General features: G+C 45.6%; 21 protein-coding genes. 1 reads left to right on the top strand and 20 read right to left on the bottom strand.

Features of this window, described 5'->3' with window-relative positions; genetic code table 11:
• Positions 1-74: 74 nt before the first annotated feature.
• From lipB to lpdA, 5 genes are all read right to left on the bottom strand, one after another.
• Positions 75-761, bottom strand: a complete 687-nt coding sequence (gene lipB, locus KIK04_RS20025) for a lipoyl(octanoyl) transferase LipB (protein WP_442951185.1) — start codon at positions 759-761, stop codon at positions 75-77.
• Positions 762-830: 69 nt separating this feature from the next.
• Complete coding sequence (locus tag KIK04_RS20020; protein WP_232275344.1) at positions 831-2213, bottom strand: dihydrolipoamide acetyltransferase family protein; 1383 nt, start codon at positions 2211-2213, stop codon at positions 831-833.
• Positions 2214-2309: 96 nt separating this feature from the next.
• A complete protein-coding gene (locus KIK04_RS20015) occupies positions 2310-3293 on the bottom strand; it encodes an alpha-ketoacid dehydrogenase subunit beta (RefSeq protein WP_232275343.1) in 984 nt (327 codons plus the stop codon).
• Positions 3284-4321, bottom strand: coding sequence for a thiamine pyrophosphate-dependent dehydrogenase E1 component subunit alpha (locus tag KIK04_RS20010; RefSeq protein ID WP_232275342.1), 1038 nt, complete (start codon positions 4319-4321; stop codon positions 3284-3286). Before KIK04_RS20010 ends, KIK04_RS20015 begins: the two co-directional genes overlap by 10 nt.
• Before the next feature lie 181 nt (positions 4322-4502).
• Complete coding sequence (gene lpdA, locus KIK04_RS20005; RefSeq protein ID WP_232275341.1) at positions 4503-5930, bottom strand: dihydrolipoyl dehydrogenase; 1428 nt, start codon at positions 5928-5930, stop codon at positions 4503-4505.
• A gap of 168 nt (positions 5931-6098) precedes the next feature.
• Between lpdA and KIK04_RS20000 the strand changes: the two genes are divergently transcribed.
• Positions 6099-6434, top strand: a complete 336-nt coding sequence (locus KIK04_RS20000; RefSeq protein ID WP_232275340.1) for a DUF2627 family protein — start codon at positions 6099-6101, stop codon at positions 6432-6434.
• A gap of 68 nt (positions 6435-6502) precedes the next feature.
• Here KIK04_RS20000 and KIK04_RS19995 read toward each other — a convergent pair whose 3' ends face one another.
• The 15 genes from KIK04_RS19995 to xseA all read right to left on the bottom strand — a co-directional run bounded on the left by KIK04_RS19995 (position 6503) and on the right by xseA (position 22961).
• A complete protein-coding gene (locus KIK04_RS19995) occupies positions 6503-7150 on the bottom strand; it encodes a hypothetical protein (RefSeq protein WP_232275339.1) in 648 nt (215 codons plus the stop codon).
• Positions 7151-7238: 88 nt separating this feature from the next.
• Positions 7239-8762, bottom strand: coding sequence for a VanZ family protein (locus tag KIK04_RS19990; RefSeq protein WP_232275338.1), 1524 nt, complete (start codon positions 8760-8762; stop codon positions 7239-7241).
• 320 nt (positions 8763-9082) lie between these two features.
• Positions 9083-9628, bottom strand: a complete 546-nt coding sequence (locus tag KIK04_RS19985; protein ID WP_232275337.1) for a hypothetical protein — start codon at positions 9626-9628, stop codon at positions 9083-9085.
• A gap of 249 nt (positions 9629-9877) precedes the next feature.
• The gene (locus KIK04_RS19980; protein WP_232275336.1) at positions 9878-10735 is read right to left on the bottom strand and encodes an alpha/beta fold macrolide esterase; all 858 of its coding nucleotides are present in this window, start codon (positions 10733-10735) and stop codon (positions 9878-9880) included.
• Positions 10736-11217: 482 nt separating this feature from the next.
• Positions 11218-11922 carry a hypothetical protein gene (locus KIK04_RS19975; RefSeq protein ID WP_232275335.1) on the bottom strand — a complete coding sequence of 235 codons (705 nt, stop codon included), beginning with the start codon at positions 11920-11922 and terminating at the stop codon, positions 11218-11220.
• Positions 11923-12166: 244 nt separating this feature from the next.
• Positions 12167-12988: a sporulation transcription factor Spo0A gene (spo0A, locus tag KIK04_RS19970; protein WP_232278830.1), complete on the bottom strand. Its 822-nt coding sequence runs from the start codon at positions 12986-12988 to the stop codon at positions 12167-12169.
• Between the two features lie 250 nt (positions 12989-13238).
• The gene (gene spoIVB / locus KIK04_RS19965) at positions 13239-14567 is read right to left on the bottom strand and encodes a SpoIVB peptidase (protein ID WP_232275334.1); all 1329 of its coding nucleotides are present in this window, start codon (positions 14565-14567) and stop codon (positions 13239-13241) included.
• 116 nt (positions 14568-14683) lie between these two features.
• The gene (gene recN / locus KIK04_RS19960) at positions 14684-16405 is read right to left on the bottom strand and encodes a DNA repair protein RecN (protein WP_232275333.1); all 1722 of its coding nucleotides are present in this window, start codon (positions 16403-16405) and stop codon (positions 14684-14686) included.
• A 37-nt stretch (positions 16406-16442) separates the two neighbouring features.
• Positions 16443-16892, bottom strand: a complete 450-nt coding sequence (gene ahrC, locus KIK04_RS19955; protein WP_232275332.1) for a transcriptional regulator AhrC/ArgR — start codon at positions 16890-16892, stop codon at positions 16443-16445.
• Positions 16893-16929: 37 nt separating this feature from the next.
• Positions 16930-17388, bottom strand: a complete 459-nt coding sequence (locus tag KIK04_RS19950) for a DNA-binding protein (protein WP_232275331.1) — start codon at positions 17386-17388, stop codon at positions 16930-16932.
• A 101-nt stretch (positions 17389-17489) separates the two neighbouring features.
• On the bottom strand, positions 17490-18332 hold the full coding sequence (locus KIK04_RS19945; RefSeq protein ID WP_232275330.1) for a TlyA family RNA methyltransferase: 843 nt from the start codon (positions 18330-18332) through the stop codon (positions 17490-17492).
• Between the two features lie 25 nt (positions 18333-18357).
• A complete protein-coding gene (dxs, locus tag KIK04_RS19940; RefSeq protein WP_232275329.1) occupies positions 18358-20256 on the bottom strand; it encodes a 1-deoxy-D-xylulose-5-phosphate synthase in 1899 nt (632 codons plus the stop codon).
• Between the two features lie 153 nt (positions 20257-20409).
• Positions 20410-21342 carry a polyprenyl synthetase family protein gene (locus KIK04_RS19935; RefSeq protein WP_442951110.1) on the bottom strand — a complete coding sequence of 311 codons (933 nt, stop codon included), beginning with the start codon at positions 21340-21342 and terminating at the stop codon, positions 20410-20412.
• Positions 21335-21598, bottom strand: coding sequence for an exodeoxyribonuclease VII small subunit (xseB, locus tag KIK04_RS19930; protein ID WP_232275328.1), 264 nt, complete (start codon positions 21596-21598; stop codon positions 21335-21337). The genes KIK04_RS19935 and xseB overlap by 8 nt, the downstream gene beginning before the upstream one ends.
• The gene (gene xseA, locus KIK04_RS19925; protein ID WP_269670968.1) at positions 21585-22961 is read right to left on the bottom strand and encodes an exodeoxyribonuclease VII large subunit; all 1377 of its coding nucleotides are present in this window, start codon (positions 22959-22961) and stop codon (positions 21585-21587) included. The genes xseB and xseA overlap by 14 nt, the downstream gene beginning before the upstream one ends.
• Positions 22962-22973: the final 12 nt, after the last annotated feature.

Genomic DNA, 22973 nt, shown 5'->3' with positions numbered 1-22973 from the left:
ATCTTAACAATCTTTACATCAAGAGACAAGCCATGCCGAGCGGCATGGCTTGTCTAATAGCTGTTATTAATTGGTTATTGAACATGTACTGCGCCGTCATATTCAAACACTTCCAATAAGTACGGGAGCAGAAGCTGCCCGACTTGTGCAACCGTGAAGGTCTCACCTGTACATTCCTCAAGCGACGTAACGCCGTAATCGCGAATACCGCATGGAACAATACCCGTAAACCCTTCGTCTTGGATGCCATTTTTTACATTCAGAGAAAATCCATGACTTGTAACGAAGCCCCGACGACCTCTGCACTTATTGAACTTTACGCCGATCGCGGCAATTTTACGATTACCTATCCAGACTCCTGTGTATTCGGGTTTGCGACTGCCCTCGATACCATAGGACGCTAACAGACGGATAATCGCTTCTTCCAATGCGCGCAAATAGCCGTGTAAGTCAATACGAGTTCCTTCCAGTAATAAGATCGGATAACCGACCAATTGTCCTGGGCCATGATACGTAATGTCACCGCCGCGGTCAATCTCATATACAGCAATGCCTCGCTCGCGCAGTTGATCAGCACTTAGCAGCAAGTGCTCGGGATTGCGTTGGGAGCCAATCGTGTACGTAGGCGGATGTTCAAGCAGAAAAATGGTGTCCTGCTCGCCCTCTTTGTCGATAGCTCGTACCGCATTTTTTTGCATGTCCCATGCTTGTCCATAATCTAAGCTCTCAAAAGTATGAACCTTTAACACTCTGTTACGAATCATCATCTCACACTTTCTTCTGTCCAATTCATAAGTCTATCGTTATATTTTACTATAATTGAGATGGAATTAATATAATTTCGTATCAAGTGAATAGCTCTCTAAATTTTCTTTGACACGCTGCAAAAAGCGACCGCATATGACGCCATCCAAAATGCGATGGTCAAGCGACAAGCACATATTGGCCATCGAGCGCACGGCCAACATGTCGTTAATAACGACAGGCCGTTTGACGATCGATTCGAACGTTATGATAGCAGCTTGGGGGTAATTAATAATCGGATAAGAAGCGATAGACCCAAAAGAACCTGTATTATTAACCGTAAACGTGCCACCCTGCATATCTTGTAAAGTTAAGCGACCTTCGCGTGTCTTCGTGGCCAATTCTTCAATTTCCCTTGCTAGTCCAGCAATGTTTTTTTGATCAGCGTGCTTAATAACCGGTGTCATCACGGAATCTTCCGTGCCCACGGCTAACGATAAGTTAATATCCCGCTTCACAATAATTTTGTCCACAGCCCAGACCGAGTTCATAATCGGGTAATCTTTAATCGCGTTGACAATCGCTTTCAGTACAAAGGCTAAATAGGTCAAGTTGATGCCTTCCTTACGCATAAACTCATCTTTCAGCTTGCTGCGCAGCAACACCAGATTCGTAACGTCCACTTCAATCATCGTCCATGCATGCGGGATTTCGGTGACACTTTGTCGCATTCGACTCGCAATCGTTTGCCGAATTGGCGTTATATCAACGAATGTCTCGCCATGACCCAGCTCCGTTTGGCCTTCTACGACTATGTTCGGGATGCGTGACGATTCAGCAAGATGCAAGCCTGAATTGCGCACAGGCACATGATACGCAGTATCGCTTGAGGCCGAGGGTTGTTGCACCTGCTTAGCTGCAACATGCTCCGCAGCGCTTTGTTCCATGTACGTAAGAACGTCCTTGCGAGTAATGCGCCCGCCAATACCGCTCCCCTGAACGTTAAGCAGGTCGATTCCGTGCTCGTTAGACAAGCGCAACACGGCAGGAGAGTAACGATTGGCCATAGGCTGTTGTCCTGCATGTTGCGTGTCGAGTGTCCCGATCGATCGTGCGGAATTGCCCGACTGATCATGCGGAACGTTTGACGCCGTTACGTTTGTTGAAGCTATATGACTTTGAGCTACCCGACTATCAGCGCTACTGCTCACCGCTTGAACAGGTTCAATGCGGCAAATAATACCGCCAACATCAACGGTTTCGCCCTCCTGCGCCAAAATATCACGCATGACGCCAGCCTCTGTGGATGGCAGTTCTGCTATAACTTTATCGGTTATCACTTCACAAATCGGCTCATATGCATCAAACGACTCACCTGGGCGTTTTAACCATTTGCCAATCGTCGCGTTAACGAGTGACTCCGCCAATTGTGGCATCGTGACGTCTTTCCAATTTGTATGTGTAGACATCCTGCTTCACTCCTGTTCTGTACGGTCAAGCAGCCTCACTGACTCCGTTTACCTGCTCGCCAACTGCATACGGTCACTAGCACAATGATGTTCGCTTTAAAATTGTGCCAGTTGACGCATCGCTTCCTTCGCTTTGTCTTTACTCAACATAAAGAACTTTTCCAAAGGCGGGCTAAACGGCATAGCCGGTACATCCGGGCCACACAATCGCATAATAGGTGCATCCAGTTCGAACAGCAGTTCCTCCGCAATGATAGCTGACACTTCGGCACCGATACCACCTGTTTTGTTGTCTTCGTGGATAATGAGTACTTTGCCCGTCTTCGCTACAGCTTCCAAAATACCTTCCTTATCCAAAGGCTGGATCGTACGCAAATCTAGCACATGCACACTTATCCCGTCTCGTTCTAGTTCCTCTGCTGCCTGTAAAGCAAAGTGAAGTGCCAGGCTGTAGCCGATTACAGTAATATCCGTACCTTCACGGAGTACATTTGCCTTTCCGATCGGAACAATGTAGTCATGTTCCGGAACTTCGCCTTTTACCATTCGATAACATTTTTTATTTTCGAAAAATAGGACCGGATCGGGGTCGCGGATAGCTGCCTTGAGCAGTCCTTTGGCGTCATAGGCCGTGTATGGAGCGACTATTTTAAGACCAGGAGTACCGAAGAATACCGACTCTGGACATTGAGAATGATACAAGCCCCCAAACACTCCGCCCCCAATTGGGGCGCGGATCACGATCGGACACGACCAATCGTTATTCGAACGATAACGAATTTTAGCAGCTTCACTCAAGATTTGGTTCGCAGCTGGAAACATAAAGTCCGAGTATTGCATTTCCGCAATCGGCTTCATACCTATCATAGCCGCACCAATTGCTACACCCGCAATCGCCGATTCCGCCAACGGCGTATCCAGCACACGCTGTTCACCAAACTGCTCATACAAACCTTTCGTCGTGGAAAATACGCCGCCTTTAACACCGACATCTTCGCCTAGGACAAACACTTCCTCGTCGCGCTCCATTTCTTCCTTCATCGCTAAACGAATCGCATCAATGTATTCCATTATCGCCATGATCCGTCCCCCTCTTCCGTCTCCGCAAACACATGCTTCAGCGTACTTTCCGGAGCTGGGTACGGAGCTTGTTCGGCAAATGCCTGCGCCTCATCAATAATCGTCTTCAACTGCTCATGTAGCTCCTGATCAGCCTCTTCACTCCATAGGCCACAATCCATCAAATATTGTTTATATTTAGGCAAACCGTCACGCTCACGATTTGCATCAACTTCTTCTTTGGTTCGATATGCCAAATCGTTATCAGAAGTCGAGTGCGGCGAAATACGATACATATCGGCTTCTATTAAGGTCGGCCCCTCGCCGCGAATCGCACGGTCACGCGCTTCCTTTACAGCTCGATACATCTCAAGGACATCGCACCCGTCCACCTTAAATCCTGGGAAACCATAGCCCAGTGCACGGTCACTAATTTGACCAGCGGTCTGCTTGGCTAAAGGAACAGAAATCGCATATTTATTATTTTCACACATGATAATGACAGGGAGTTTATGCACACCGGCAAAGTTACAACCTTCGTGGAAATCTCCTTGATTACTTGATCCATCTCCAAACGTAACGAATGACACCGCAGCCTGCTTTCGCATCTTCAAAGCTAATGCGATACCTACCGCATGCGGCACTTGTGTCGTCACCGGACTGGAGCCTGTAACAATTCGCAATCTTTTGCATCCGAAATGACCTGGCATTTGACGCCCGCCGCTATTCGGATCACTTTCCTTTCCGAATAGTGCCAGCATGAGTTCACGTACGGTCATCCCGACCGATATTACAAATGCATAATCTCGATAATAAGGCAAGAAATAATCGTTATCTCGATTTAAGGCAAAAGCTGAAGCCACTTGAGCAGACTCTTGACCAATGCCGGAGACGTGAAAATTAATTTTGCCTGCCCGCTGCAATAATAAGGCGCGCTCATCATATTTACGTGCAAGCAGCATCATCCGGTACATCTCAACAGCTTGCTCATTCGTTAAACCGAGTTGTTCATGCGTTGTCCGCAATCGGACTGTCGTTTCAGGTGTCATGGAGTCATCCCCTTTGGGTTCGAATGCACGCTATCAAGGGTGAATAGGTTAAAACACGTGCTATTCGTTATTATAATACCAGGTACTAAGACTTGAACCTAAACCCATTATACTCCCAACGTTCAAAAAAATAAAATGATAAACGTCATGTACCCTGTTATACGACCATCATGTACGACTATTATCCGTGGTAGGCACGTCCCTCTGCCGCCCACATCGCCTCGCTCATAATTTCAGACAACGATGGATGCGGATGAATGACGTGCCCAACTTCCCATGGCGTTGCATCCAACAGCTTGGCTAACGCAGCTTCACCGATAAGCTCTGTCGCATGTGGTCCCACGATATGCACACCGAGCAGATCGTTCGTCGCTGCATCCATAACGACTTTGACAAATCCATCTGTCTCACCTTGGACAACCGCCTTACCGATTGCTTTAAAAGACACTTTGCCAATACGTACGTCAATTCCTGCCTGACGGGCTTCATGTTCCGTCATCCCGACAGCAGCTGCTTCTGGCCGTGAATATATACAGCGTGGAATACGATGTTTGTCCAACGCTTCCGGCTTGCCCCCTGTCAAATGCTCGACCGCCACACGCCCTTCTGCGGATGCAGCATGGGCAAGCTGCAAACCGCCTATCACATCGCCGATTGCATAAATATGCGGCTCTGACGTTTGCATCGATTCGTTGACACGGATAAAGCCATTTTCCAGCTGGACGCCTGTATTTTCTAGTCCTATGCCGTCTACATTGGCTTGTCGTCCTACAGAGACTAGAAGCTTTTCCGCAGAGAGATGTAGCAGTTCCTTACCCTCGGCTACTTCTGCGCTAATATGGATAGCGTCGTCATCTGTATGTACGGATTCCACTTGAAGCTTAGTGTTCGTATGTATTCGTACGCCTCTTTTTTTCAACTGGCGTGCCAACTCTTTGGCGACGTCTTCATCCTCCGTCGGAACGAGTCTAGCTCCGGCTTCCACAATGATGACTTCTGTCCCAAAATCAGCTAGCATCGACGCCCATTCGACGCCAATTACACCGCCACCGACGATAATGACACTGCATGGTAGCTCCGTCCATTGCAGCGCCTCATCACTCGTCACGATTCGCTGACCGTCTGCTGCTAGACCTTGCAGTTGGCGTGGCCGCGAGCCCGTCGCAATAATCAAATGTTGCGGCACGATGGTGAGGGACTCCTCATCCGGTAGCTCCACCGCTACCGACCCGCTTTGCGGCGAAAAGATCGAAGGCCCCATAACGCGACCATTGCCATAGATCACTTCAATGTTATATTTTTTCATCAAAAATTGAATGCCACGATGGAGCTGCTCCACCACTTCCTGCTTGCGTTGCTGTACCCGTTCGAAGTTAAGACTTACACCTTCGATTACGACACCGAAGCGCGAGCTATCTTGCGCTTGCACATAAGCTTCTGCGCTGCGCAGCAACGCTTTGGTCGGGATACAGCCACGATGTAGGCAAGTCCCACCTAACTGCTCACGTTCAATTACAACGACCTCAAGTCCCGCTTGTGCTGCCGCGATGGCCGCAATATATCCACCTGTTCCTCCGCCTAGAACAGCTACATTGGTTTGCTTCGTCATCCATTTCCCATCCCTTCGAGTGTCAAGCTGCCTCTATTGTACTCTCTTTTTAGATGACCAACAAATGTCAGATGTCATATCACGAGCGTCTACTTTAAAAGATTAGACATCTGCGGTGAAGCAAGGTAAGATGATAACGAAGCATAATTTTTTAACAGGTGATTACATATGAAAACAACTCTATCTCGTTTTATAGCTATTATTATGCTTGTCATTCCAGGATTAGCAGCAACTTACGGTTTTTTGCTGATGAAAGACTCGATTTACAATTACATAGTCGATTCAGGAAATGATAAGATTGTCGACCCATCGTTCAGTTGGCTGCTCTTTTTAGGCGGGCTTGTCTTATTTTTGCTAGGAGCGTTCTTTATTGGAGGTTGGGTATTTTACCGTGACAAGAAACGTAATTATGTCGCGTCCCGCTTTCGTACCAAGAAACCTCGGCCAGCAGGCCCTATTATTAAGCGTTCAGCTTCTACCACCCCAACTCAGAACAATGAGTAGATTAATACGACTAAAAAATCCCCATGTCACGATACGTTAAATCTGACATGGGGATTTTTATTTATTTGCTATCTATACAAATGTATCTTTTTTCGCTTCACACGGTTGCGTCTTGCTCGATGCTTCATTTGGCGTTTACGTCGCGCCTTAGCTTGACGCGGTAATGATCGCTTCGTATGACTCGGCCTAAATATAGGCCCCTTCGTGTCCTGTTCATGATGTTCATGGCATTCATGATGTTCATAATGTTCTTGCTGCTCATCATCACGCATTGATTGAATCGTAGCAGCCGCCTCTTCAGGTATAATATCCTGTTGCAATGTGATATTACTAGTCTCCAGAGCTTCAAGCACAGCCAATTCATTACTATGCAGCAATTCAGGGTTAAACGGACTTTTTTCGTTAAAATTACCACCTAAAATGACTTGGACGGTTCCATTTCGATTGACGATAACCGATTCAACGAACAGCCACTCTGTAATTACCGCTGCAATAATGGCGACCTTCTGTACCGTAATCGGTATAAGCGGTGGTGTCGGTTCAGGTGGCGGGAGCGTTGGCGGCGGCTCGATAGGTTGTCTAGCTGATTTCGCTTTATTTTTGGCATTCGAAATAGCTGGATGCCGCCGCGAAACGCTTTTATTCGTTTTTGACCTTCGATCTCGCTTCCGACGCATCACCCAAACCGCCTTTCTGCCTCTTTCTGTCTCAATCATTATAGTCAGAGGATTGGCATTTGGTGCGATTTTAGCCGTACAGGCGGAACCTAGAGTGCGCACAAATCATAACATAGCTAGAGCTGTCTCAATCTCCGTGTTCGTTGCGATTTTGTTGACGTTCCCGTGATGACTGAGGCCGCTGAGTCGACTCAGATGATTGCGCGATCCGAGCTCTAAGCCGCTCCATTTCTTGTTCCACTAAACGTTCCTGATTAGGTATTGCTTGACGTTCTTCTTGAACGTCTTCGATAGGAAGTTCAGGTTGCTTAGCATGACCTTCCGAACTAACGTCTCTTACGTCAATCGAAGATGTGTTGAACATGGACATCTCATGCTGGCGAACTTGATCTTGAACATCCGCTTTGCGCTGATTCACGTCAATAACTTGCCCATCATTCATCTCCAAATGGGGCTCCCCATCAGGCTGATACGGGCGCATACGGTTGGGAATCGTGATCACGTTGCGCGTGCGGCTCATTTTTTCATAGAACAATCGCTTATCTTTCTTAAATAGATGCAGTAGCAAGTGAACAACCCAAATCCCATTAAACACGAACCATGCTAATCCAAGCAGCATCATCACGATACCATCTATCGTTGTATGAAGGTCGGCATTTAACGCCAATCCAATCGCATAATTGACACCGTAAATACCGAAATAAAGCAAACCGTAGCGTTTAAATAACGCGATAAACGTAATCCTTTTTTGTCCCTCGGCTACATCGTCTTTTTGGACTTGAATCCGTGTCATCCATTTACCAAATGTTTTACCATTCGTAAACGTCGGAACAATCATAAAGTAAATGAGCACAAACAACGCTAAAAATATCGCGTTAGATTCAAGCGAAAACGAATAATCGAACGTACTACTCCAACCTAGATGAAGGATAATGTTCGCGATACCTACACAGAAAATAAGGACCAAATAATCAATACCAAGTGCAATTCCGCGGCGAATAAAGCCGACGGTCTTCGCTTTCAAATCAACATTGGCATCCATTTCATCTGCACGAGGCAAAAAATACGTAATAATTGGAGCAATAATAAAGCCGATTATACCGCCCGACGTATTTAAGATGAGATCATCGACATCGAGCAATCGATAGGGGCATTCGTACAATCCGTACAATCCTGTGCGCTGTGTCACTTCAAAGAAAATCGCGACTGCAAAGGCAACCAGCACCGTTTGTACAAACGACCTTCTAAAGTAATAGCGCATATAAATACCTAACGGAATCGTTAAGGCAACATTGAAAAAGGCTTGTAGAAAGGCTCTTTCTTTCAACAAGTGTACGTAACTGGCCGGATTTGACCAATCAACACGCGTCTCCTTCAAAAAGTCATTAACGAAATTAAAGGGAACCCATTGTTCAAACACAGCACCCCGCTTTAAGTCTACACAGTTGTCTAAATTTTGGGGCAGCGGCAAAATAACTAAGTAATAAGCGGAGATGCAATATAACAAAAATGAAAAAAGGACAAACGATCTCATTTTGTTCACATACCCGTATGTTCGATATTGAACAATTAAAAAGGGTATCGTCAACATAAATGCCACGATCGGAAATGTCAGAAAAGCGTATTGAAGCGGAACTAAGTAAGTATTCATAGCTGATCCTTTCTCGCGTATGGTTATTCTTAAGTTGAAGTCAAGCAGTTGAACCGTTAAGTAGCTAGGCAGTAAGGCAACTAGTAGTTTAGCCGTTGAGAACAGCCTATATAATTTAGCAAATTTTCAGTCGTAACACAAAGATTTACGATTGCCATTTATTTAACCATTTTTTATGTAAAAAAAACGCAGAGTGTCACCTTTCAAAGCGTCCATTCCGCGGGGCACATTCGCCATTTGATGAAGCCTTTTACTTAATAAGACGACATTCACATATGAATCTACTTCATAATCACACACTTTTTTATAAAAAGAATATTTCAACTAATAAAATATGAGCTTGGATCAGATATGTTATTTTGAACAAAAAACTCAGCCTTCTCCTTAATTCGTTCCATCGTTCTCTCTTCCGTAATGCCGTATTTCTCTAAATGCAATACCTGCTCGAAGCTTCCTTCTTTGTGTATCAAATCGTTCTGTACATCTACGGTAACCGTCATGATGATTTCCTCGTCGTAGGATACGATTACGTTTACTAGCTTTCTGACTAGATCTACGTTTGTATAATCGGTCTTCAAGCTGACTGGTACAAAAACAGTAAATCCTCCACCTTCATTTGGCGGTTCCACACCCGTTAGACCTAACTGAATAGCCGTTACGGCAGTCTCAAAGTCGATTGCATCTCGGCTTGGAATCTGACACGGATCGTCAATTAACTCCAGCACGGCTTGCATAAAGCTAATTTCATCTTCTACCTCCTCCCCAGCAAATGGGACATCAGGACCTAGCAATTCACGCATCTTATTGCCAAGCGCAATATGTTCGGTAAATTGCTTGCTCTGCTTTGGTGTAAATGGATCAACCATCCTAATTTCACTCCCTTGACTACGTTTTTTCGACTGAATAATGGTTATTTTAACATGCCATTTTCCCCTTCACCTCTTACTGGTGCCTCACGGCTAACAACGATTAATCATCAGCTAAATGACTTGTTCGACAGAGACATGCTCAATACAATAAGGGCTACAAAAAGGGCTACAAATTCGCTTCACCGAACTTGCAACCCTCACTTGTTTCATCTGTTTATTTCGTTATTTCCGTTCAAAATATAATGCTTACACGACTGAAGTATGCTTCACAATCGCGTCAATGATCTGGTCCCAATCATCGAAATGAATCTCGTGCCCCGTACCTTCGAGCGCTAATAAGGATGCATCAGAGATTTCATTTACAAGAATTGTAGCACCCCCAAAATGACACACGGTGTCCTCCGTCCCGTGGATGACCAGTGCAGGGACTGCAATATCTTTTAAGCTTCCTTCATAGGGACCAGAACTTCCAAGAAGGGCATGATTGTACATACTGAGCAAATGGTTAGCCCGTTTAATTTCTGTTAATGCCAGCTTATACGCTCTTTGCTCATCAAACCTATGGCCTGAACCACAGAGCAAGCTTGAGCCCTTAACCAAGTAATTCGCTACCACCTCGTCATCTGACCAATCCAGCTCAGCTCCGCTTGCATGGTAAGCCAGTATCCGCTCATCCATCGGAGGCACTTCTTCATTGTCCAGTTCCGATTCAAAAATGCTACCGGTCCCAATCATCGTTATGGTTAGAACTCTTTGCGGATGGTTTACGGAAATTAGTTGGGCAATCATTCCACCCAATGACAATCCAACGATATGCGCTTGGTCTATCCCATAAGCATCGAGTACTCCCACCGCATCATTAGCCATATCTACCGCGTTATATTCAAGCTTCCCGGGTTCGTTAGTCGTGGATCGTCCGACATCTCGATTATCGTATCGAATCACATATCGTCCCGTATCGGCTAATCGCTGACAGAACTCCGCATCCCAATACACCATCGAGCACATGGCTCCCATAATCAGCAGGACTGGAGGATCAGCCGGATTGCCGAAACTCTCTGAGCATATTTCAATTCCATTCATTTGAGTTATTTGTTCAGACATACGTATCTCCTTCGGGGCGCTGTTCGCCCCCATTTCAATGAGTGAAATGCTTCATATTGAATAGTAAGGAGGTTCTGCTAACTGTATTCAAGCAAATTAAGAATTAGCATAACTCCTATCGGTGCGGATAGGTTTGAATATCCTCATAGTGAATCAACATTACCATTGCTAACTCCACCTTTCGTAGATAAGTTCCAAATTCATACATCTACTCCAATGTATCACCTTCGCCAATGCGTGTAAACCATATTTTGTATGGTCAGTAAATAACCCGCGAAGACACCATTCTTAAGTGCCTCCGCGGGTTCCATTAACTTATTTAACATTCAAGATGTCGATATATGAAGATAGTTAACGTTACCAATCATAATCCACAGGTGTGAACTACAACTTTTAGAATTGAAAATCCTCTTATTCGTTTGGGTTGATATAGACAAATATTCTGTAAATACGATGGCAATAGGCTATGTAGTGATAAGATATTAGCTTAACTTTTTAGATACATGTCCCCATTCGTCTTCAGTTAAATCTCTAATCAACTCAAATCCATTTTTGGTCACATAAAAGTTATATAACTTCTTTTTATTACGATAATCGACTGTTGACAGAGATGCATCTACACTTTCCACTCCCATTCCTTTTAAAACCGTACATAAATGATCCACAACAAATGAACCAACCCCACGGTTTTTGTAATGCCCACAATTGATATCTGTTAATTTGACACTAGCTTCCCCTGCATAAATACTATCCATGATTAGAGGTCTTTGTTGCACACGATCTATAAACACAATGCATTTTAAGTCCCTACAACGTTTTAGTGAACTAGCATTAGGATTACTGTTCTTTAATTTTTGTTGGAATTCATGGGAATATTCCAATTCTTCTTCAAATAAGATAACGATACTTTGCCCACCTTTAAGTACGCAAGTAAAAAAATGTGGTTTAAAACCATCTTTTAATTTGTAACTCAAGGCATTTTTTAGGTTGGCTATCGATACTTCTAATTGCTCAATCGTCTCTTTATCCATAATATTTTGAGCATGTAATTTGTGATTTACCTCATCTAGTTTATCATTGTCTTCCTTGCAGGACTCAACTTCCCATCTGAATTTTTTTATTTTCTTCCTAAGTATTATTACACAAACAATAAGCAGGGCTATTATGAGGTAATGGATAATCTCCAAACCACCATCCCCTTTCTAGGTTAAATTATTTTCATTATTTGAATACATTTTATAGAACATATATTCTCATTTTAATATATAGCAGCTTAACTTTTGAGTACCATTTCCCATTATAAAAACTACCACTTGTTTATCGGCTTCATGGAAGACCAATATACGAGTGGTAGTTTTGAATTACATTTTAATTTTCTCAAGTGTCCTTGTTAATGACAAAGAACGTTCAAACCTTTACACACCTCTACAGCTAACTTACCTTATGCTCAATCCGCAGCTTGTCAGCGACCATCGCAATAAATTCGCTATTGGTAGGCTTCGACTTGCTAATATTGATCGTATAGCCGAACAAACGGCTAATGCTGTCGATGTTACCACGTGTCCACGCCACCTCAATCGCATGGCGGATCGCGCGTTCGACACGGCTTGGTGTCGTCTTATATTTCTCGGCAATCGCCGGATAAAGGGTCTTCGTAATCGAACCCAAAATTTCGATATTGTTATACACCATCGTAATCGCTTCACGCAAATACTGATAGCCTTTAATATGTGCAGGAACACCAATTTCATGAATGATGGACGTGATGTTCGCATCCAAATTTTTCGTTTTGCCGAGTGGCACCACATTTGACTTCGACATTGAGCTTATCAGCGAGCTTGTGCTTGAGCTTGTCACTGATGAGGCCATAGTCACACCCGCTAACTGACGAATGCGGCTCGCTAATACGTCCATGTCAAACGGCTTCAATATGTAATAGGATGCCCCGAGTTGAACGGCGCGTTGCGTTATGCTCTCTTGACCAAAAGCAGTGAGCATAATGATTTTAGGCTGCGGAGACAAGTTGAGATTGCGCAAGCGTTCTAGCACACCTAGGCCGTCTAAATGTGGCATAATAATATCGAGAATGAGTACATCCGGCACATTTCTCGTTTGTTCCAGGAACTGAAGCACCTCTTCACCATTATAGGCTACGCCCGCAACTTCCATATCTTCCTGTTCAGACAAAAAGTCTGCTAATAAGTTCGTAAATTCTCGGTTGTCATCCGCTAACAATACCTCAATCTTTTGCAACATCGGATCCTCCCTTTATACCAAGTTTCGCGTTTGAATCGTCATCCTAAACCACAATTGTGACGTTTTGTTTTTCCTAAGACTAGTTATTCGACATCATATATTGAAATCCTTCTGTCGAATATAATTTTTCTTTATTTTTTTAGAAAAATATTTTATAATGATTAATTTATGTCTTAATGCTACACTATTCGAATTTGTTCGACATTTTATCCGCTGACTTCGATAAAAAAGAGGAAGGCGACTAAAATTAGCTCGCTTTCCCCTGCGTTGATTTTGACGGTGTAAGTACAATCCCTGCATCTTGTAACATCCATTCGATAAAGCAGCCATATCCAGAACTAGGATCATTTACAAACACATGCGTGACAGCTCCAATAAGCTTGCCGTTTTGAATAATCGGGCTGCCGCTCATGCCCTGCACAATTCCGCCTGTTTTTTGCAGCAGACGAGGATCTGTAACCCGAATGACCATACCTTTTGTCGCGGCTGAAGACTGCCGTGTCACATGCACGATTTCAATCTTGTAGCGCTCGATTTGCTGACCGTTGACGACAGTAAGCATTTCAGCTGGGCCTTCCTGCACTTCCTCATTAAAAGCGACTGGAATCGCTTCTTTGTACAAGCTATGCTCAGGATTCGCTTTCATCTTACCAAAAATGCCAAACGGCGTATTACGCTCGATGTTACCTAGGACACGACTTTCCTTTAAAAAATGTGCCCGCTTCTCACCAGGCTCTCCATTTTGACTCTTGGAAATGGACGTTACGTTAGACTGCACAATTTCACCTTGGCCGACAACAATCGGCGTTTGCGTATCCATATCGGTGATGACATGGCCAAGCGCTCCGTAAACGCCTTGATCAGGCGCATAGAACGTTAGTGTACCTACCCCTGCCGCAGAGTCCCGAATATAAAGGCCGAGTCGCCACGTCTTATCCTCATCGTCATAAGCAGGATTCAGCTTCGTCTTCACTTCCGTCTGACCACGGCGAATAATTAAATCAATCGGCTTTTTGTTCTCCCCCGCACGACGCACAATATCAGACACTTTTGTGACGTCATTAAGGCGTGTTCCGTCCATACTGACAATAAGATCGCCTAGTTGCACACCTGCATCTTCACCAGGTGATGTTTTCTTGTCGACTCCTACGCGCACAAGATGGTGTCCCACGACAAGAATACCCGCTGATTTTACTTTGACACCGATCGTCTGACCCCCTGGGATCACACGTAAATCAGGTACAACGTTTACTTTTAACGTTTTGAACGGAATGCCGCCGAATATTTTCAACCTTAACTTCGCTTGACCGGATTGCTTCGATTGCAGCGAAATGGGTTGCTGTGGCGACAAACGTAAAGATGGACGATCGTGTCCATTCACTTGCAAAATATCTGGGCGGTCCACCGTCGCTTGCGCGTGAACGGGCATGACCAAGGCCAATTGCTTCTGCTGACCTTCAAATAATCGCAGCTGATTCGGTAATGCAGCATAAGTGCGAAACGGTGCTGTCGTACAACAAAAACAAACCATAATGACAAGCGCAAGACCGAATAGCCGTTTTACGTTGGGGTTCAAAGGTTCACACTCCTTTGGCGGAAGCTTGACGAAAAAGGTCATCGCCCATTTCGTAACCTTAAGTTAACCTCGACCCCAACGTTTTATGAGTGAAAATGATTCCTCAAACCCTTGAATTACGCACCTTTTTGTCTTTCAGCCAACTTAAGCATTTCTTGTGCATGATGTAAAGTTTTTTCTGTTACTTCCACCCCACCAAGCATACGTGCCAATTCGGTTACTCGTCCGTCTTCATTTAACTCGGTTACTTGCGTGGAAGTACGGTCATCTCGAACTTGTTTCTCAATATAATATTGATGGTCGGCCATGCACGCAACCTGTGGCAAATGCGTAATCGCGAACACTTGTCCGCTGCGGGCAACCTCGGCTAATTTTTCAGCAATCGCTTGCGCCGCTCTACCGCTAACGCCTGTATCGACTTCATCAAAGACGAGTACCGGAATACGATCCACTTCTGCAAAAATCGTCTTCAACGCCAGCATAATACGGGACAATTCCCCGCCTGATGCAATCTTATGAAGCGGTCGCAACGGCTCGCCTGGATTCGGTGAAATTAAAAATTCAGCGTCATCCCAGCCCTGCTTTGTAAAACGAACAGATACTCCATCGACCTCATACCCGTTAGCACCTTGTAGCTTGTCCAGCCGGACATCAAGCCGTGTACGCTCCATATGTAAATGTTTTAGTTCTTGCTCGATACGCCCTGTCAATTCATCCGCCAGCTCACGCCGTGCATCTGTCAGCGTCTGCGCACGCTTCACTAAGCCAACTAAGCGCTCAGCAGCTTCCCGCTCCATTTTCTCGATTCGTTCATCTTTGTTCTCAATCTTGTCTGTTTCAGACTGAATATGCAGCAAATATTGCAGCATGTCCTCAACGGTTGAGCCATATTTTCGCTTCAATGAATGGAGTGCATCAAGCCGATCCTCGATTTGATCGAGTCTGGCCGGATTGAATTCAATGCCTGCGCGATAATCCCGCAATTGGAAAGCGACATCTTCCAATTGGTAAAAAGCGCTTTGCAACTGTTCGATGATCGGCTGGAAATGAACCGTATCATAAGCAAGTACTTCTTCCAGCTTAGACAAAGCTACGCTAACGGAATCGAGTGCTCCCTGACCATACACTTTTTCATACGCCGTGCTGACCGTATCCATCAACTTTTCGGCATTAGCTAGTTTGCGTCGTTCTTCACTTAAAGATTCGTCCTCGCCCACTTGCAGCTTGGCTCCTGACAACTCTTCAATTTGAAAACGATATAAATCAAGCATTTGATAAGCTTGTTGGCTCGTCTGCTTTAACTGCTCTAACTCGCGCTGCAAAGCCATAAAACAGCCATACGCTTCACGATAGTGTTCCTTTTTCGCCGTTAGCTCACTGCCGCCATAAGCATCCAACCAATCTAAATGCTTATCCACTTTCAGCAAGGATTGATGCTCATGCTGACCATGGATATTAATAAGCATTTCTCCGATCTCGCGCAGCATCGTCAAATTGACCATGTTGCCATTGATCCGGCACAAGCTCTTTCCTTGCACGGACAGCTCCCGCCTAATAATAAGCAATTCCTCACGCTCAGCATGGATGCCAAGCTGTTGAATCGTATCCCATACCGGATGATCGATCGGCATATCGAAAGAAGCCTCCACTTCGGCACGCTCCGTTCCGTAACGCACAAAATCGGCGGAGCCTCTTGCCCCGCCGATAAGCCCAAGGGCATCGATAATAATGGATTTTCCGGCTCCTGTTTCACCCGTTAACACATGAAAACCTTGATGAAATTGCAATTGGATCGATTCGATTACCGCTAAGTTACGAATGGATAAAGCAACTAACATCCTGTTTCCTCCTTGCCCCTGACAGAAATGAAATGTTCTAAGAAATGTAACTCATAATTTGGTCGACTACTTTTTGACTCGTTTGCTTCGTTCGGCAAATAATAAGAATCGTGTCGTCACCGCACACGGTCCCCATAATTTCCGGCCACTCGATTGAATCCATCAACGCAGCAACAGCATTTGCAGTGCCGGGAAGACATTTCATCACAATCAAGTTCTCCGTAAAATCAATGCTGATGAAGCTGTCCAACAATGTACGCTTCAACTTCTGCGCAGGATTAAAGCGCTGATCAATCGGAAGTGAGTATTTATATCTGCCATTGTCCATTGGCACTTTAATAAGATGTAGTTCTTTCATATCGCGCGACACGGTTGCCTGCGTAACGTGAAAGCCTGCATTGCGCAACGAATCGACCAATTCATCTTGTGTTTCGATGTCCTGATTCATCACAATTTCACGTATTTTAATATGACGTTGACCTTTCATGTGTACCTCCACATAGATGTTGATTCAGTTGGTTACGTTATGTTTGCGGGTCTCCCCATTCCATACGTACAACTCTTAATCTTTGTTCCACCATATCTACAATGATTATACCATCGCAATCTGGATATATCGCAAAATATGCTGACCAATGCTTGCGCATACCGCTCGCACTCCATTCGATATGCATACGCTCACGTATGATACGCACGGGATACCAACTTCCTTCACGCCTCACAATCATATCAATCCAAAGTCGGTTTGCTTCTGCCCCATGATGATCAACTGAAAAAGAAAGAGGTACAAAATATTTGCCGCCAATAATTTCATAACCTGCCTGCTCAATCATTGCAATCACGTCATCATCTTGTGGAAAACGATCGCTCAAATAAACGTTCTCCATAGGTTCAGGTTCTTTAAAATATTGACGAACACCGTAATAAACCCATATCGAGACTCCTATTAAAATGAGTACCATTACCCAAAGGTCTGCTAACATAGCATGGCCCACCTCGGTGATTTCAGCGTTCAGCAAAAGAAACTCATCCGTTAAGTGGCTTCTCGGATGAGTTTCCTCTGCTGCATAATAGATGCAATCAATTATGACGAACGGAAGGTCGAGTTCGCGTTGCGTACAACCTCTGCGATATGCTCCCGAGCTACGTAGTTAATCGTGGTCGCTTCTGCTTCTGCATGCTCAACTGGAACGTTCCAGTAAGCTAAAAATTCAATGTTTCCTTCTCCACCCGTAATCGGTGAGTAAGTTAATCCTTCAAGCTTAAACCCAAGCTCAGCTGCAAAATCAAGCACCTGACGCAACACTTGCTCATGCGTGCTTGGCTCACGCACGACACCGGATTTACCCACTTTGTCACGGCCTGCTTCAAATTGAGGCTTAATAAGCGCGATGACACGCCCTGGCTTATGAAGCAGCTGCTTGAGCGGCGGCAAAATTAACTTCAACGAGATAAATGATACATCAATCGTTGCCGTATCCGGCTGTGGTCCTTGCAAATGTTCGGGTTCCATATAACGAAAATTAGTTCGTTCCATAACAATGACCCGCTCATCGTTACGCAATGACCAATCGAGTTGGTTGTAGCCGACATCAATCGCGTATACGGTGGACGCGCCATTTTGTAGCGCACAATCCGTAAAACCGCCTGTTGATGAGCCGATATCAAGCATGACCGTCCCTTCGAAAGCAAGATCAAATGCTTTGATCGCTTTCTCCAGCTTCAAGCCACCCCGACTTACATACGGATGGGGTGCACCTTTGACGGTAATCGAAGCCGTGCGGGGAATTTTCATCCCCGGCTTCTCGATTCGTTCTTGATCAGCGAGGACAAGCCCTGCCATAATGGCAGCTTTCGCTTTCTCTCTGCTTTCAAAGTAAGCCTGCTCAACGAGCAGGACATCTATGCGTTCCTTTGCTGTAGACATGCTTAACTCCTGTCTTTACTTCATACTAAGCTCGTGATAAACGATTATCGCCACGAGCAAATAAAATGGTCCGCACCTCGTTCACTAAGCGCTCGGCGGTAAGTCCAACTTCCGCACGCTGTTCCTTGATGCTACCGTGCTCCACAAAGCAGTCCGGTACAGCAAGTGGCTTCACGATGACGTCGTGCACATTGCGCTCCGCGTAGAACTCCAAGACTGCACTGCCGAATCCGCCAGGCATTGACGTTTCCTCCATCGTGAAAATAGGCAGACGCTCTTTAGCCAGCTGAGTAAGCATTGCATCATCAAGTGGCTTAATAAAGCGAGCATTTACGACGCGAAGCTGTACGCCTTCGCGCTTCAACAATTCTGCTGCCTCTTCTGCAATTTGAATCATCGGTCCAATCGCAAGCACGACCGCATGGTCGCCTTCGCGAACGGTTTCCCATTTTCCGATCGGAATTGGTGTCATGATGTCGTCAAACGGGACTCCAACCCCATTGATCCGTGGATAACGAATTGCAATGGGGCCTGCTTCGTAATCAAACGCGGTCTTCATCATATGACGAAGCTCATTTTCATCCTTAGGCATCATTAACACGATGTTCGGAATGTGACGCATAAACGAAATATCGTACACCCCTTGATGAGTTTCGCCATCCGGGCCCACAAATCCTGCACGGTCTATCGCAAAAACAACGTTTGCGCCGTGACGGCAAATATCGTGCACGACTTGATCATAGGCACGTTGTAAGAACGTGGAGTAAACCGCAAATACCGGTTTCATTCCTTCCATCGCCAATGCCGCACACATCGTTGCTGCGTGCTGTTCCGCAATGCCGACATCAATCATCCGGCCTGGAAACTTCTCTGCAAACTTGAGTAATCCAGAACCGCCTGGCATTGCAGGCGTGACCGCAACAATGCGATCATCTTGCTCCGCTAGCTCTATGAGCGCGTTTCCAAACACTTCCGTATACATCGGGTTGCCGACGGATTTTACAGGCTGGCCTGACTCCATCTTGTAAGGCGTAATGCCGTGCCACTTATGTGAATCCGCTTCAGCGGGAGAATAGCCTTTTCCTTTACGCGTCACAACGTGTACGAGCACTGGACCTTCAACACGGTCTGCCTGCTTGAACGTTTCCAGCATTTTTTCCATATCGTGACCGTCAACCGGACCTAAGTACGTGAAGCCAAACTCTTCAAACAACATACCTGAGACGACCAAATATTTAAATCCGTCTTTCAAACGTTCTGCTGTCTTAGCCAGCTTCCCACCGATAGCCGGAATTTTTTTGAGCAGTTGCTCGACTTCTTCTTTCGCTTTCACGTAATGACGGTCAGATCGAATTTTGCACAAGTAATTGTGTAGCGCGCCAACGTTTGGCGCTATAGACATCTCATTGTCGTTCAACACGACCATTAAGTTTTTCTTTTCATGACCAATGTGGTTCAAAGCTTCCAGCGCCATACCGCCAGTCAGAGCTCCGTCACCGATAATAGCGACCACTTTATTGTCTTCGCCCTTATAATCTCGTGACAAAGCCATACCCATCGCAGCAGACAATGATGTACTACTGTGACCTGCTTCCCACACATCATGTTCACTTTCTGAACGCTTTACAAAGCCACACAATCCTTTATATTGACGCAGTGTATCAAAACGATCTTTGCGCCCTGTCAAAATTTTGTGTACATAAGCTTGGTGTCCCACATCAAATATAAATTTGTCCTTAGGACTATCATACAAATAATGAAGGACCAGCGTCAGCTCGACAACGCCTAAATTCGGTGCCAGATGTCCGCCTGTTGCTGACAGATTTTCGATAAGGAATTGACGAATTTCGGCTGCCAGCGGTGTCAATTGTTCTAATGACAACCGTTTTAAATCGCTAGGTTGATGAATTTGGTCGAGCAGCACGGGATTTCCCTCGCTTTCGTTGGTTCGTTGTGCTCTGTTTCCTCTAATGTACCTTTTTTTGTACGATCACTAAGTTTCGATCAATAGGCCCATTATATCACAAACTATTTACAAACACCCATGACGCCAAATGCGTTACTCATTAGACGTTATTTAGTGGTTACGGTCCATCAAATAATCCGCTAATTCCAACAATCGCTGTGGCTGCGGAAATTGTGCCTGCAAAATGGCTTGCTTCGCCTCAGCAGTTAAGCGTTCAACTTCCTGCTTGGAAGCTTCTAAGCCGATAAAATAAGGATATGTAACCTTTGCACTTTTTTCATCGCTGCCTTTAGGCTTACCGATTAGGGCTTCATCCCCGATCACATCAAGGATGTCATCTTGAATTTGAAAAGCCAAACCAAGCTTAAAACCGAATTCGGTTAAGGCATCTAATTGGTGTGCATTAGCTCCTGCCAGATGTCCTCCGGCGCGTAGCGAAAAGATAACCAAGTCACCCGTCTTGTGGTGATGGATATATGCCAATTGTTCCAGCGTAGTCAAACCTTGTTCGCCGCCCATATCAGCAACTTGTCCGCCAACCATTCCTCGCATACCCGCATATTCTGCCAATTCCTCCACAATGGTGAGTACGGCATCGGCGGAAACTCCCGTTACCTTGGCCGCTTGCGCAGCGGTGAAAAAGGCGTGTGTCAGCAAACCGTCACCAGCCAATATCGCCATCGCTTCTCCGTACACTTTATGGTTCGTCGGCTTGCCACGCCGCAAATCATCGTTGTCCATCGCAGGTAAATCGTCATGTATAAGTGAATAGGTGTGAATCATCTCCACCGCACAAGCTACAGGTAATGCAGTGGCAGGCGAACCGTTTAAACTTTCACAAGCCGCGAGTACAAAAATAGGGCGCAGCCGCTTGCCGCCCGCCATTAATGAATAGAGCATCGCTTCTGCTAAAGGGTGCGGAACGTTCCAACTTGCAGGTAGCATCGTAGGAAGCGTTTCCTCTATGAGCTGTATGCGCTCCTGTAAATATTGCTTCAAAGGCACGGCCGATTGGGATGCAGAGTGTGATTGTGGATTAATCACTACTCTCACCCGCTTCTTCTGCTTGGAACGGTTGACGTTTCAGCTCGCCGTTTTGTTCTGTGAGCATTTCAATTTTACGTTCAACCTGCTCAAGTTTCTGTGAACATAATTTAGACAGTTCCATTCCTTGTTGAAACAGGTCGATTGCTTCTTCTAGTGGAGCGTCCCCACTTTCCAATTGGGCAACGATTTGTTCCAGCTTATCTATCGCTTGTTCAAACGTGAACTCATCGTTCCGTTTTTTACTTTGACTCATCGTGATCCTCCTCGCGTTCTGATCGCATCGACCATACGTGGCAGTCTAACTGCCCATCGGCTAGTTTGACGTGCACAACATCTCCCAGTTCCACTTCAGACACCGAACGAATCAGCTTCTTATCCTGTTCGTCGTACACTAGGCTATAACCGCGTGACATAACCTTGAGCGGACTTAGCGCATCCAATTGACGAATGGCACTAACCCATTCCATTCGTCTTTGCTTGAGCGCACTTGACATGGCCGTTTGCAGCTGACGTGTGTTAGTCTGCAATCGGTTTTGCGCCGACGACCATTGATGAAGTGGACTATGCTCGCGCAAGCTACTATGTAGGTCACGCCAGCGTTCTTCTGCTTTAACGAACCGCATATCCGCTCGATATTGGAGACGCTCTGTTAATCGGATCAGACGCTCGGCGTGCTTCTGCACCCCTTGTTCAGGACGGCGCAATGCCGAAGATTGCTGAGCTCGTAACAAACGCTCCTGACTAGCCGCCATTTGACGTTCCACTGCGTGACGTAACCGTCTCTCCAGATGTGACAAATGTTGTCTAATTTCTTCATGGTGGACAACAGCAAGCTCCGCTGCCGCAGTGGGCGTCGGAGCACGTAAATCTGCCACAAAATCGGCTATTGTAAAGTCTGTTTCGTGCCCAACAGCAGAAATGATCGGAATCGCGGATTGTGCGATCGCACGTGCCACTTCCTCTTCATTGAATGCCCATAGCTCTTCTAATGAGCCACCGCCACGTCCAACAATAAGAACATCCACTTCCTGATGTCGATTCATCGCTTCGATCGCTTTTACAATAGATGGCGCTGCTTGTGCTCCTTGTACGAGTACAGGAAATAACAATACAGGAACATTCGGTTGGCGACGATTCAACGTAATCAAAATATCGCGCACCGCTGCTCCTGTAGGAGATGTAATGACACCGATGGCGCGAGGATAACGAGGAAGCGGACGCTTACGTTCTGGCTCAAACAACCCTTCACCAGCCAAACGTTCCTTTAACTGCTCAAACGCCATATACAGGCTACCGATACCGTCAGGCTGCATTTGCTGGGCATAGAACTGATACTGTCCATCTCGTTCGTACACCGTCACATACCCACGTGCAATTACTCTTGTTCCTTCTTTCGGTCGGAACGGCAAGCGTTGATTTTGGGAAGCGAACATAATCGCACGAATACGACTATCGGCATCTTTAAGCGTAAAGTACATATGTCCGCTAGAGTGATGTGTAAAGTTGGAGATCTCGCCTCGTATCCACACATCCTGCATACGTGCATCACTATCAAGCTTCATCCGAATATACTTATTCAGATCTTTGATGGATAATATACGCGTGTCACTCGCCACCTCGTCGCCTCC

It is taken from the genome of Paenibacillus sp. 481 (genome assembly GCF_021223605.1).
Classification (GTDB): Bacteria; Bacillota; Bacilli; order Paenibacillales; family Paenibacillaceae; genus Paenibacillus_B.
Note: the sequence above shows the minus strand (reverse complement) of the source record. Positions and strands in the feature narration are given on the sequence as shown.

Bases quoted from the DNA above. Each gene is read 5' to 3' on its own strand.
- KIK04_RS20020 (WP_232275344.1), bottom strand. From the start codon at position 2,213: ATGTCTACACATACAAATTGGAAAGACGTCACGATGCCACAATTGGCG.
- KIK04_RS20015 (WP_232275343.1), bottom strand. From the start codon at position 3,293: ATGGCGATAATGGAATACATTGATGCGATTCGTTTAGCGATGAAGGAA.
- KIK04_RS20010 (WP_232275342.1), bottom strand. From the start codon at position 4,321: ATGACACCTGAAACGACAGTCCGATTGCGGACAACGCATGAACAACTC.
- lpdA (WP_232275341.1), bottom strand. From the start codon at position 5,930: ATGACGAAGCAAACCAATGTAGCTGTTCTAGGCGGAGGAACAGGTGGA.
- KIK04_RS20000 (WP_232275340.1), top strand. From the start codon at position 6,099: ATGAAAACAACTCTATCTCGTTTTATAGCTATTATTATGCTTGTCATT.
- KIK04_RS19995 (WP_232275339.1), bottom strand. From the start codon at position 7,150: ATGATTGAGACAGAAAGAGGCAGAAAGGCGGTTTGGGTGATGCGTCGG.
- KIK04_RS19990 (WP_232275338.1), bottom strand. From the start codon at position 8,762: ATGAATACTTACTTAGTTCCGCTTCAATACGCTTTTCTGACATTTCCG.
- KIK04_RS19985 (WP_232275337.1), bottom strand. From the start codon at position 9,628: ATGGTTGATCCATTTACACCAAAGCAGAGCAAGCAATTTACCGAACAT.
- KIK04_RS19980 (WP_232275336.1), bottom strand. From the start codon at position 10,735: ATGTCTGAACAAATAACTCAAATGAATGGAATTGAAATATGCTCAGAG.
- recN (WP_232275333.1), bottom strand. From the start codon at position 16,405: ATGTTAGTTGCTTTATCCATTCGTAACTTAGCGGTAATCGAATCGATC.
- ahrC (WP_232275332.1), bottom strand. From the start codon at position 16,892: ATGAAAGGTCAACGTCATATTAAAATACGTGAAATTGTGATGAATCAG.
- KIK04_RS19950 (WP_232275331.1), bottom strand. From the start codon at position 17,388: ATGTTAGCAGACCTTTGGGTAATGGTACTCATTTTAATAGGAGTCTCG.
- KIK04_RS19945 (WP_232275330.1), bottom strand. From the start codon at position 18,332: ATGTCTACAGCAAAGGAACGCATAGATGTCCTGCTCGTTGAGCAGGCT.
- xseB (WP_232275328.1), bottom strand. From the start codon at position 21,598: ATGAGTCAAAGTAAAAAACGGAACGATGAGTTCACGTTTGAACAAGCG.